General features: G+C 74.2%; 9 protein-coding genes. 1 reads left to right on the top strand and 8 read right to left on the bottom strand.

What is annotated here, in order from left to right; translation table 11 throughout:
* Positions 1 to 37: 37 nt before the first annotated feature.
* The 8 genes from IE294_RS47315 to IE294_RS02295 all read right to left on the bottom strand — a co-directional run bounded on the left by IE294_RS47315 (position 38) and on the right by IE294_RS02295 (position 11,112).
* Positions 38 to 2,197, bottom strand: coding sequence for an SWIM zinc finger family protein (locus tag IE294_RS47315; protein ID WP_229917003.1), 2,160 nt, complete (start codon positions 2,195 to 2,197; stop codon positions 38 to 40).
* A 389-nt stretch (positions 2,198 to 2,586) separates the two neighbouring features.
* Positions 2,587 to 5,442: an SCO1167/SCO6262 family helicase gene (locus tag IE294_RS02325; protein ID WP_189881722.1), complete on the bottom strand. Its 2,856-nt coding sequence runs from the start codon at positions 5,440 to 5,442 to the stop codon at positions 2,587 to 2,589.
* 92 nt (positions 5,443 to 5,534) lie between these two features.
* Positions 5,535 to 6,116 (bottom strand): sugar kinase, encoded by a 582-nt coding sequence (locus tag IE294_RS02320; RefSeq protein WP_189881720.1) that lies wholly within the window; start codon positions 6,114 to 6,116, stop codon positions 5,535 to 5,537.
* Positions 6,113 to 7,258, bottom strand: coding sequence for an ROK family glucokinase (locus IE294_RS02315; protein ID WP_189881718.1), 1,146 nt, complete (start codon positions 7,256 to 7,258; stop codon positions 6,113 to 6,115). The genes IE294_RS02320 and IE294_RS02315 overlap by 4 nt, the downstream gene beginning before the upstream one ends.
* 141 nt (positions 7,259 to 7,399) lie before the next feature.
* Positions 7,400 to 8,170, bottom strand: a complete 771-nt coding sequence (locus tag IE294_RS02310) for an ATP-binding cassette domain-containing protein (RefSeq protein ID WP_189881710.1) — start codon at positions 8,168 to 8,170, stop codon at positions 7,400 to 7,402.
* Positions 8,167 to 9,210, bottom strand: a complete 1,044-nt coding sequence (locus IE294_RS02305; protein ID WP_189881707.1) for an ABC transporter permease — start codon at positions 9,208 to 9,210, stop codon at positions 8,167 to 8,169. The genes IE294_RS02310 and IE294_RS02305 overlap by 4 nt, the downstream gene beginning before the upstream one ends.
* Positions 9,207 to 10,211: a sugar ABC transporter substrate-binding protein gene (locus IE294_RS02300; RefSeq protein ID WP_189881705.1), complete on the bottom strand. Its 1,005-nt coding sequence runs from the start codon at positions 10,209 to 10,211 to the stop codon at positions 9,207 to 9,209. Before IE294_RS02300 ends, IE294_RS02305 begins: the two co-directional genes overlap by 4 nt.
* Before the next feature lie 163 nt (positions 10,212 to 10,374).
* Entirely contained in the window at positions 10,375 to 11,112 is a 738-nt protein-coding gene (locus IE294_RS02295) for a GntR family transcriptional regulator (protein ID WP_189881817.1), read from the bottom strand.
* 130 nt (positions 11,113 to 11,242) lie between these two features.
* Here IE294_RS02295 and IE294_RS02290 point away from each other — a divergent pair, with 130 nt between their 5' ends.
* On the top strand, positions 11,243 to 12,259 hold the full coding sequence (locus tag IE294_RS02290; RefSeq protein WP_189881704.1) for a Gfo/Idh/MocA family protein: 1,017 nt from the start codon (positions 11,243 to 11,245) through the stop codon (positions 12,257 to 12,259).
* The last annotated feature ends 32 nt before the right edge of the window (positions 12,260 to 12,291 follow it).

Raw genomic sequence — 12,291 nt, 5'->3', positions numbered from 1 at the left:
GCCGCGCGGCAACGCCCCTGTGGCCGACGGCCGTTGCTCAGATCGCGTCGTCGGGTATGCCCAGGCCGGTCAGGGCGCCGACCGGGTCGAGGTCCGGGGTGCCGCGGGGCCACCAGTCGTCCTGGCCGGGGTCCGACTCGTAGGCGTACCACAGGCCGTCGCGGCCCAGGCGGAGCTGGACGTGGCCGCGTGGGTGGGTGAGGCGGTTGCGCCAGGGCCGGAACGCCGGCAGGTCGGCGGCGAGCAGCAGCGGGCGGGCCCGGTCGAAGCGGCCGGCCGGCGGGTCCCACGGCTCCTCCAGCGCGGCCAGCCCCGCCGAGCCGCCCTGCCGCCAGGCCGCGACGGCACGCGCGAGATCGGCCGGGGTGCGCTGGGCGGCGTCCGCGAGCGTGGCGTACAGCGTGCGGGTGGCCGCGGTCAGTCCGGAACCGGGGCGGGCCGCGGCGAGTCGTACCGCGTCCTGCCACAGGGTCAGTTCGCCGACCGGATCGCGTCCGGTGGCGAGCAGGGCGTGGGCGCGGGCGGCGGCGTCGGTCGCCAGCTGGTCCAGTGCGAAGGGGTCAGGGCCGCCGGGCACCGACGGGTACGCCGGGGGCTGCTCGGGGTGCGGGGGCACCGGCAACGGCCGGGGCGGCGGCGGGAGTTCACGCGGAGCGAGGGCGTCGGCGGCACGGACGCCCGGCAGCGTCCGCGGCTGCCGTTCCCGGGCGGCGCGGGCGGCTCGGGCGGCACTGCGCCGGGACAGCGCGTCGAGCAGTTCCCTCTCGCCCCGGCCGCGCAGCAGGAGCAGCACGAAGGGATCGGCGTCGAGCAGACGGGCCGTCTGGTAGCACAGGGCCGCGGCGTGCTTGCAGGGGTGGCCGGAGTCGGGGCAGCTGCACCGGGGGGCGAGGTCACCGGGGCCGGGCAGCAGGGGCACCCCGCAGTCGGCGAGCGACTGGGGCAACTCCTTGTCGAGCAGCGCCGCGATGTGCCCCGGCCGGTCGGCCGCGGCGTCCAGGAACCTCTCCCAGTCCTCGTCCTCCAGCGTGCGCACCCGCACCTGTACGCGGTACGGCCGGGGCCGGCTTCCGCGCACGTACGCCAGCACGAGTCCGGGGGTGACGGTGATCGCGTCCACGTGCCCCTGGTCCGCGTACCCCCGCCCCCGCGCCAGCCGCTTCGCGTCCAACGCGCCCTGCTCCAACGCCCCGGCCCAGGCGTTGCCCCACCACGTCCCGGCGAACGGCCCGGTCCCACCGGCGGTCTCACGCGGGGCGAACGCCGGGAAGGTACGGCGGAGTTCGGTGTCGCGGTGGGGGGTGGCCATGGTCGTCGGTACGTGCGGGGCGGCGGGGGCGGGAGAGGTGCCGGGGTCGGGGGCGGGGCTGGGGTGCGCGGAGGGCTCGGACGGGCCGGCCTGTGCCGGGGTGGGCCGGGCGGCCGGGGTCCAGCGGGCGAACGGTCCGGCCGGGTCGGGGCGGGCGGACGTGTGCGCCGAAGGCTTGGGCGTGGGAGTGGGCGTGGGCGCCTGCGCCTTCGGGGCCGCGGGAGTGGTGCGGGGCACCTCGGCGGAAGGGCCGGACACCGGAGGCGCGGACGGTACGGAAGCCGAGGGCTCCGTCGGCAGGGCCGAGGACCGCACGGCAGGGGCGGTCTCCGACGGATCGGACGCCGGGGGCGGTGGTGCCGACGCCGGTGCCGGCGGGGTCGGTTCGGTCGGCGTGGGCGGGGCGTGCTCCTCCGGCTCCTCGGGGGTTTCCGCCCACGTGGGCATGCGGAAGGCGGTCGCCAGGTAGTGCCGCATGTCCTGCGCGGCCTTGGTCCTGGCGGCCGAGGTCTGCTGCCCGGGTGCCGGTGAGGTACGCGGCGTGGCGGTAGCGGAGCGCGCCGGTGTCCGCCGCTCTCGCCGGGGGTCCGCCGCCTGCGCGCGGGACGCTTCGCGCCGGGCCGCGCGCAGCGCCTCCCGGGCGACGTCACCGGGACGCCCGCCCGTGGCACCGGCCGGCCCTGCACCCTCCGCACCCGTGTCAGCGGCAGCGGAGTCAGCCGCGTCCGCTCCCCGCCCGGACCCCGCTCCAGGACGTGCGGCCTCCGCGCGGTCTCCCTCCGCCACCGGGGCGTCGGCATCGGCCACCGGTGCCGGGCCGGCGGCCGTCGGCGGTGCGCCCCGGCCCCGGCGCGTGGCAACGGCGGCCCTCAGAGCCGCGCGCGCCACATCGCCGGGCCTGTCCCCGCCGGTACCGGCAAGCCCGGCCGGCTCCTCGTCACCCGGCTCACCCCCACCACCGGACTCCACCGCGTCATCCGGCTCACCCCGGCCGCCAGCGGCAAGCCCCACGCCCGGCACGCCCCCCGGCTCGCTCTCGCCATCGGACGGCACCCGGTCGCCGGCGGTCGTCCCGCCACCAGAGAGCCCCGCTCGCCCCTCATCCACCGGCTCCGGCTCCGTCCCGTGAGCCGTCGCCTCCCCCTCGGCCGGCTCGGCAGCCGTTTCCCCCGGGGTGTCCCGCGTCGGTCCCGCCGTCCGCGCCCGCTCGGTCTCCGCTCGCTCGCGGGCCGCGCGGAGGGCCCGGCGGGCGGCGTCGCCGGGGCGGGGCGGGGGTGTCATGGAATCCTCCGCAGGGAGACGAGGTCGGAGAGTTCGCGGTCCGTCAGCTCCGTGAGGGCCGCCTCGCCGGAGCCGAGGATCGCGTCGGCCAGGGCGCGCTTGGACGCGAGCATCTCGGCGATGCGGTCCTCCACCGTGCCTTCGGTGACCAGGCGGTGGACCTGCACCGGCTGGGTCTGGCCGATGCGGTACGCGCGGTCGGTGGCCTGCTCCTCCACGGCCGGGTTCCACCAGCGGTCGAAGTGGACGACATGGCCGGCACGGGTGAGGTTCAGGCCGGTGCCGGCCGCCTTCAGGGACAGCACCAGCACCGGTGTGCCGCCGTCCTGGAAGCGGTCGACCATGCGTTCGCGCTCTGGCACCGGCGTGCCGCCGTGCAGCAGGTCGACGGGGATCGCGCGGGCGGACAGGTGGGCGGTGAGGAGGCGGGCCATGCCGACGTACTGGGTGAAGACGAGCGCCGAGCCGTCCTCGGCGAGCAGGGTGTCCAGCAGCTCGTCCAGGAGGGCGAGTTTGCCGGAGCGGACGGCCAGGCGGTCGGGGCGCGGGTCCTCCTTCAGGTAGAGCGCCGGGTGGTCGCAGATCTGCTTCAGGGCGCCGAGGAGCTTCAGCACCAGGCCCCGGCGGGCCATGCCCCGCGCCGTCTCGATGGCCAGCATCGACTCGCGCACCACCGCCTCGTACAGCGCGGCCTGTTCCCGGGTGAGCGGCACCGGGTGGTCCGTCTCCGTCTTGGGCGGCAGCTCGGGCACGATGCCGGGGTCGGACTTCTTGCGGCGCAGGAGGAAGGGGCGGACCAGCCGGGCCAGGCGCCGCGCCGCTTCCTCGTCCTCCCCGTTCTCCACCGCCCGCGCGTGCCTCGCGCGGAAGGACTTCAGCGGGCCGAGGAGTCCGGGGGTGGTCCAGTCGAGCAGGGCCCACAGTTCGGAGAGGTTGTTCTCCACGGGGGTGCCGGTCAGCGCCACGCGCGCGGGGGACGGGATCGTGCGCAGCGCCTTGGCGGTGGCCGAGTAGGGGTTCTTCACGTGCTGGGCCTCGTCGGCGACGACCATGCCCCAGGGCTGTTCGGCGAGGCGGGCCGCGGTGGAGCGCATGGTGCCGTACGTGGTGAGGACGAAGCCGCCGTCCACGCCGTCCAGGGTGCGCTCGGGTCCGTGGAAGCGGCGGACGGGGACGCCGGGCGCGAACCGGGTGATCTCGCGCTGCCAGTTGCCGAGGAGGCTGGCCGGGCAGACGACGAGGGTCGGCTCGGTGCGGGCCCGCTTCAGGTGCAGGGCGATGAGGGTGACGGTCTTGCCGAGGCCCATGTCGTCGGCGAGGCAGCCGCCGAGGCCGAGGGAGGTCATCAGGTCGAGCCAGGCCAGACCGCGCAGCTGGTAGTCGCGGAGGGTGGCGCGCAGGCCGGGGGGCGGGTCGGCAGGGCGCAGGCCGGCGGTGAGGCGGTCGCGGAGGGTGGCCAGGGCACCGGCGGGGACGGCCTCGACGGTCTCCCCGTCGACCTCGGCGGTGCCGGTGAGGGCGACGGCGAGCGCGTCGACCGGGTCCAGCAGGCCCAGTTCACGTGTGCGGGCCTTGCGGACGAGCGCGGGGTCGACCAGCACCCAGCGGTCCCGGAGCCGTACGACCGGGCGGTGGGCCTCGGCGAGGGCGTCCATCTCGGCCTCGCCGAGCGGGTCGCCGCCGAGGGCCAGCTGCCAGCGGAACCGGAGCAGGTCCTCGCTCTCGAAGAAGCCGGTGCCGTCGGTCGCCGAGCCGGGCGCCGGGCGGACCACGGCGGTGGCGGTCAGGTCGCGGGCGAGGTCCCGGGGCCAGTGCACGGCGACCCCGGCGGCGGCGAGCCGGGAGGCGGCCACACCGAGCAGCTCGCCGAGCTCCTCCTCGGACAGGGCCAGGACGTCGGGGACGTCCTGCTCGGCGAGGCGGTCCAGGGGCGGCCACACCCGTGCGGCGCGCCGCACGGCGAGGGCCGCGTCGACGCGTGCGCGGGGCCCGAACGCCCCGTCCGCCTCCCCCGCCCACAGGGCCGCCGCGTCGGCCACCAGGGTGGGGTCGGCGAGGCTGTGCACCTGGACGACGGCCGCTCCGGCGGCGCGGGCGCCCTCGGCGGCGCCGACGTCGAAGACGTCGTACGCGGACAGGTCCAGGCGGAGCGAGATCCGGACGCCCGCGTCCATCCCGGCGGCGACCTCGGCCGCCCATTCGTGCGCCGCGGGCAGGGCCTGGGGTTCACGGGCGGCGAAGGGCCGGCCGGCGGTGTAGGTGGCAGCCGGCGTGCGCGGCAGGGTGTCGGCGACCGCGTCCAGGAAGGACCGGATGAGGGCCTCGGGCTCGGGCAGCCGGAGCGCGCCCGGACCGGGGAGGGGCACGGCATGGCCCTCGGGGGGCAGGGCCGCGGCGATGGCGCGCAGGTGGGCGATGTCGTCGGGTTCCAGCGGGCCGGCCCGCCAGGCGTCGTGGCCGGCCGGGGTCAGGCCCGGCAGCAGCCGGCCGCGGGCGACGAGCCGCAGCGCGTGCAGGGCGGCGGCGCCCCAGCAGGCGGTGGCCGGGTGGGCGGCCGGGTCGCGCCGGGCGCCGACCAGCAGCGGCAGGGCCTCGGCGAGGGGCAGGGTCAGCGCGGGCACCTGCCGGCGGCGCACACCGGCGCCGTGCCGTCGTACGACCGTCAGCTCCTCGGGGGTGCCCCCGCTCGCGGTGGGCAGCGGGTCACCGGCGGGGTCCCAGAAGGCGAGGCGGCCCTGGCGCGGCAGGGGCGCGGGCAGGTAGACCGACGCGAGGCGCACCGGGACCGGGTGCCCGGCCCCCGCCTCCCGGGGACCCCCCGCACGCTCGGCCACCGCGACCGTGCCGCTCATACGTCCTGCCACCTCCCGCCCGTGTGTCGGATCAGACGTCTTCGACTCTACGGGCGGGGTCTGACAATCGGCTCTGCACGCGGGTCACGGCCCTACGGGACCGTGCGGGAGACCACGAACACCATCGGATACGCCGGGTCGGACAGGTTGACGACCACGTCCTGGGTCGGCGCCGGGTTCTTCTGCTCGTGGGTCAGGCCCCACCAGGGGCCGGTGCCGTCGAAGGTCCAGCCGCTGACCTTCCGGTCGCGTTCGCCGACGGCGATGTCGTCCTTCTTCAGCTGGTCCCGGCGTACGCCCATGGCCTGGAGGAAGCTGTCCAGACCGGCGGGGTTGGTGCGGAACTGCACGTAGAGGCGGCTGGTCTTCCAGTTGTTCGTCTCGTAGTAGGCGATGTCGTCGGCGGGGTGCGGGACGGCCACCTGGTAGAGACGGCGCTGCACCTTCGACGGCCACCCCGGGGTGAGACCGGTCGCCGAGTACTTCGCCTCCTTGTCCTTGCCGCTGTCGCGGCTCTGGTTCGCGGAGATCACCAGGTAGCCGGCCGGGACGCCGATGAGGAGGACGATGATCAGCAGGGTGAGCGCCCGCCGCCTGGCCTTGTGACGCGCGTCCTCGGCGGGCCGCTGCCGCTCGTCCGGCGGGCCGCCCTGGTGGGGCAGCGACGGCGTCATGCGGTGTCCCGGTCGCGGCGGCCCTGGGCGTACCGCTCGTAGCGCTCGTACCGCTCCACCCGGCGCCGCTTGGCCCGGCGGAACCTGCGGGCGACCAACCGGGCCAGGTCGGCGGCGCCCACCATGCCCGCCTCGGGGCCGAGCTGGGCGCGGGTGATGCGGGCCTCGGGGCGGTAGCCGCGGCCGGTGAGGTGCCGCTTGAAGGCGTCCCGGGCCGGGCCGATGAGCAGGTCGTCGGCGGCCGAGACGCCACCGCCGATCACGAAGCAGGAGGGGTCGAGGGCGGCGGCGAGGTTGGCGATGCCGACGCCGAGCCACTGGCCGATGTCCTGGAGCAGCTCCACGCACATCGCGTCGCCCTCGCGGGCCAGCTCGGTGATCATCGGGCCGGTGATGTCGCCGATGTTGCCCTTGACGTGCTCGATGATGCCGTAGGCGACCGGCGAGTCGGCGGCGGCCAGCTCGCGCGCCTCCCGGACCAGCGCGTTGCCGGAGCTGTACTGCTCCCAGCAGCCGCGGTTGCCGCACGGGCAGCGGTGTCCGCCGGGGACGACCTGCATGTGGCCGAACTCGCCGGCGACGCCGAACTTGCCGCGCTTGACCTGGCCGTCCTCCAGGATGGCGCCGCCGATGCCGGTGCCGAGCGTGATCATGACCAGGTGGTCCTCGCCGCGGCCGGCGCCGAAGCGCCACTCCGCCCAGGCGGCCGTGTTGGCGTCGTTGTCCACCAGGACCGGTACGGAGAGCCGGCTGGCGAGGCGGTCGCGCAGCGGTTCGTTGCGCCAGGACAGGTGGGGGGCGAACAGGACGCGGTTGCGGTCGGCGTCGACCCAGCCGGCGGCGCCGATGCCGACCGCGTGCACGTCGTGCCGGTCGGACAGGTCCAGCACCAGCTCGACGATGGTGTCCTCGACGACCTTGGGGCTCTTGGACTTGTCCGGGGTCTCCGTGCGGAGCTTCTCCAGGATGTTGCCGTCGGCGTCCACGACGCCCGCCATCACCTTGGTGCCGCCGATGTCGATGCCGACGGTGGGGACACGGGGTGCGGTCAGATGTGACCGGCGCTCTCGTGTGCCTACGGTGCGCAGGACCGGGGCTCGGCGGGAGCCGATGGGGGCGGTGAGGTCGCGGTAGGTGCTCATCGGGCTCGATTGTGCCGCACGCGCACGCCGGGTGCCGCGCGGGGCCGGAGGGACGGGTGCGCGTCCGGCACCGGGTGCGGGCGCGTCGTGGCTTGTCGCGCCCACGCGGCGGAGCCGCACATCGGCACGGTTCCGCGCCCCTCAGCCTCGTTGCAGTTCATGGCGTAGCGCGTCCAGGTCGGATCCCCCGGCCATCTGCTGGGTCAACTCGTCCAGCGTGATGTCGTCCCGTGTGTAATGGCCCACCATCGTGCCCCTCCTCAGGAGCACGAACCTGTCCCCCACCAGGTACGCGTGGTGCGGGTTGTGGGTGATCAAGACGACGCCCAGGCCCTCGTCCCGTGCCGCCGCCACATATTTGAGGACCACACCGGACTGCTTGACTCCCAGTGCCGCCGTCGGCTCGTCCAGGACCAGGACCTTCGCGCCGAAGTGGACCGCCCTGGCGATGGCGACGCACTGGCGCTCGCCGCCCGACAGCGTGCCGATGGGCTGGTCGACGTCCCGGAGGTCGATGCCCATGCGCAGCAGTGCCTCGCGGGTGGTGCGGCGCATGAAGTCGGTGTCCAGGCGCTTGAAGGGCCCGGCGCCCTTGCGGGGCTCGGAGCCGAGGAAGAAGTTGCGCCAGACCGGCATGAGGGGGACGACGGCCAGGTCCTGGTAGACCGTGGCGATGCCCCGGTCCAGGGCCTCGCGCGGGGAGGAGAGGGTCGTCTCCTCGCCCTCGACGCGCAGGGTGCCGCCGTCGTGCCGGTGCAGACCCGCGACGATCTTGATCAGGGTGGACTTGCCCGCGCCGTTGTCGCCGAGGACACAGGTGATCTGACCCGCGTGGACCTCCAGCGAGACCCCTTCGAGGGCGCGGACGGTGCCGTAGTGCTTGCTGACGTCGGTCAGCTCGACGAGTGTCACTTGGTGGCCTCCGCGCGCTTGCGGACCCAGGCGTTGAGCAGGGTCGCGAGGAGCAGCATCGCTCCGAGGAAGAACTTGAACCAGTCGGGGTTCCACTCGGCGAAGACGATGCCCTTGCTGGTCATGCCGAACAGGAGCGCGCCGACGGCCGAGCCGACCGCGCTGCCGTGGCCGCCGGTGATCAGGCAGCCGCCGATGACGGCCGCGATGATGTAGATCAGCTCGTTGCCGACGCCTTCGCCGGACTGGACGGCGTCGAAGGAGAACAGCAGGTGCTGGCCGGAGATCCAGGCGCCGAAGGCGACGCCCATGTAGAGGCCGATCTTGGTCCGGGCGACCGGGACGCCGACCGCGCGGGCCGCGTCCTCGTTGCCGCCGACGGCGAAGATCCAGTTGCCGGTGCGGGTGCGCAGCAGGATCCAGGAGGCGAGGGCGACCAGGCCCAGCCACCACAGGATGGTGACCTTGATGCCGACCCCGCCGACGTCGATCGTCGAGGCGAAGACGGCGCGGGCGCTCGGGAAGCCCTCCATGTCGGCGATGCTCTTGGTGGAGACCGTGTCGTCGATCAGCTTGGTGAAGCCGAGGTTCATGCCGGTCAGCATCAGGAAGGTGCCCAGCGTGATGATGAAGCTGGGCAGCCTGGTGCGGGTGAGCATGAAGCCGTTGAAGGCGCCGATGGCCAGCGTGACCAGCAGGGACACGCCCACGCCGACCCAGGTGTTCGCCGTCATCTGGTAGCTGAACATCGAGGAGACCAGCGCGGACGACGTCACCAGGACGCCCGCCGAGAGGTCGAACTCGCCGCCGATCATCAGCAGGGCCACGGGGACGGCCATGATCCCGATGGTCGAGGAGGCGTACAGGACCGTGCTGAGGCTGCTGGCGCGCAGGAAGCCGTCGGCGGCGAACGCGAAGAAGACGAAGACGGCGAGGGCGCCGACGACCGAGCCCAGTTCCGGGCGGGCCAGCAGCTTCCGCAGCACGGAGGCCTGCACCACCCTTTCGTCGAGCGGTTTCCCGTCCGTGACCGTGCTCATCGGGTGCCCCGCTCGGTGTACTCGGCGAGGGCGGACGCCTGGTCCTTGGTGATGATCTGCGGGCCGGTCAGCACCGGCTTGCCGCCGCCGAGGACGTCGCCGTTGTACTTGTACAGCCACAGCAGGTCGACGGCCTGGTAGCCCTGGAGGTACGGCTGCTGGTCCACGGCGAAGCCGAGGGTGCCGTCCTTCAGGGAGGCCGCCACCTTGGCGTTGAGGTCGAAGGTGTCGATCTCGGCCTTGCTGCCCGCGTCCGTCCGCGCCTTCACGGCGGTGTCGGCGTAGGGCGCGCCGAGGGTGACGACGGAGTCGATGGACTTGTCGGCCTGGAGCTTGGCCTCGATGGCGGACTGCACGTCGGGCATGTTGGTGCCGTTGACGTAGAGCTTGCGCAGCGTGCCGTGGAAGGTCTTGGCGACGCCGTCACAGCGCTGTTCGTGGCCGACGTTGCCCTGTTCGTGCAGCACGCACAGGGCCTTCTTCTTCCCGCGCTTGTTCAGCTCGTCGCCGACGGCCTCGCCGGCGATGGTCTCGTCCTGGCCGATGTGGGTGAGGGCGCCGAAGGCCTTGGACTCCTCCGAGCCGGAGTTCACGGTGATCACCGGGATGCCGGCCTTCTCGGCGCGGGCCACGGCGGCCTTCATGGCGTCCGGCTTGGCGAGGGTGACGATGATGCCGTCGACCTTCTTGTCCACGGCCGCGTCCACCAGCTGGGCCTGCTGCTGGGCCTCGTCGTCGTGCGAGTACAGGAAGTTGATGTTGTCCTTGACGGCGGCCTGCTTGGCGCCGCTCTGCACGATGTCCCAGAAGGTGTCGCCGTCCCCCGAGTGGGTGATCATCGCGAAGGTCCAGCGCGGGGTGTTCACCGCCGCCCTGCCCTGGGCGGCGGCGGCCTTGCGGGCGTCCTCCGCCCGCTTGCCTCCGGTGCTGCTGCATGCCGCCAGGGACACGGAGAGTGCCCCCGCCAGCGCTATGCCTACCCAGGTCCGAAACCGTGCCACGAGGCCGTGCCCTTCTTGCCGTGTTCGTACAGACGCAAGGGGCCGTCGATCGCATCAGCGGCCCCAAACACTCCAGTATCGAACACGCGGAACACCCATGACGTGACCGGGGAGCCCCCACGGGTCGCATTGTCCGGACATTGCGACGAAGGCGGTCACTCGCTCAGGGGCGTACGAGCAGCTGGAACTCGAAGGAGTAGCGGCTCGGGCGGTAGGTGTGGTCGCCGAACTCCACCGCGCGGCCGGTGTCGTCGAAGGTGGTGCGCTGCATGGTGAGCAGCGGGGCCCCCTCGGCCTCGCCGAGCCGCTCGGCCTCGGCGGCCGTCGCGCCGCGGGCGCCGATGGACTGGCGGGCGCTGTGCAGGGTGATGCCGGCGGAGCGCATCAGCCGGTACAGGCCGGTGGCCTCCAGCTGGTCCGTGTCCAGGTCGAGCAGGCCGGACGGCAGGTGGTTGATCAGGTACGCCATCGGCTCGCCGTGCGCGAGGCGCAGCCGCTCGATGCGGTGGACGTCACCGCCCTCCGCGACGCCGAGTGCGGCGGCGACCGCGGCAGAGGCCGGGACGACCGTGTTGACCAGCACCTTCGTCGCGGGACGCTGGCCGGCCGCCTCCAGGTCGTCGTAGAGGCTGCTCAGTTCCAGCGGGCGCTTGACCTGGCTGTGCACGACCTGGGTGCCCACGCCCCGGCGCCGCACGAGGAGTCCCTTGTCGACGAGGGACTGGATGGCCTGGCGGACGGTCGGCCGGGACAAGCCGAGCCGCGCGGCCAGCTCGATCTCGTTGCCCAGCAGGCTGCCCGGGGTGAGGCGGCCGTGCTCGATGGCGGCCTCAAGCTGCTGGGAGAGCTGGAAGTACAGCGGCACCGGGGAGCTACGGTCCACGCGGAGGTCGAGCGACACGGTCGGGTCCACATCTGGTTTCGGCACGGGCCCGAGCGTAGCCCTGTGCCCGGTTGACGGGAAGTCGTGTAGTCCGGTTGTCCGGACATATGCATTGACAGCGTACGGGGTCGGCCCTCACTTTGTTCCCATGCGCATCGGGGTCATCGGTACGGGCCGCATCGGCACCCTTCACGCGAGGACGCTCAAGCGCCACCGCGAGGTCGGATCCCTGATCCTGACGGACACGGACCCGGCGCGGGCGCAGACGCTGGCGCACCGGCTGGGCGAGACGGCGGCGCCGGGCGTGGACGAGATCTTCCGGTGGGGCGTGGACGCGGTGGTGATCACCACGGCGACGGCGGCCCACGCCGAGCTCATCGGCCGGGCGGCCCGCTCGGGCCTGCCGGTCTTCTGCGAGAAGCCCATCGCGCTGGACCTGCCGGGCACGCTGCACGCGCTCGCCGAGGTGGAGACGGCCGGGACGGTTCTCCAGATGGGCTTCCAGCGGCGGTTCGACGCGGGCTACGCCGGCGCCCGGGAGGCCGTCCGCGCGGGCCGGCTCGGCCGGCTGCACACCGTACGGGCCCTGACCTGCGACCAGTCCCCGCCACCGGTGGAGTGGCTACCGCTGTCCGGCGGGCTGTTCCGGGACACGCTGATCCACGACTTCGACGTGCTGCGCTGGGTGACGGGCCGCGAGGTGACCGACGTGTACGCCACCGGCTCGGACCGCGGCCCCGCCATGTTCCGGGAGGCCGGGGACGTCGACACGGGCGCGGCGCTGCTGACGCTGGACGACGGCACCCTGGCCACGGCGACGGCGACCCGGCTGAACGGCGCCGGCTACGACGTCCGCATGGAACTGGCCGGGGAGCGGGACACGGTGGTGGTGGGCCTGGACGACCGTACGCCTCTCGCGTCCACCGAGCCGACCGGGCCGCCGCCCGCGGACAAGCCGTGGACGGGCTTCCTGGAGCGGTTCGGCCCCGCCTACGAGGCCGAACTGAACGCCTTCGTGGAGGTGGTGCGCGGCGAACGGCCCAACCCGTGCGACGGCCGCGAGGCGCTCCAGGCCCTGCGTATCGCCGAGGCCTGCGAACGCTCCCGCCGCGAACGGCGCCCGGTGGCCCTGGTCGAGGTGCCGGGCGGAAGGGGGGCGCTGTAGGGCCGAGGGGGGGCGGGGGCGGGTGGCGGGGC

The sequence above is a fragment of the Streptomyces canarius genome (assembly GCF_014650735.1).
Lineage (GTDB): Bacteria > Actinomycetota > Actinomycetes > Streptomycetales > Streptomycetaceae > Streptomyces > Streptomyces olivaceoviridis.
This window is presented reverse-complemented; position numbering and strand designations above follow the sequence as displayed.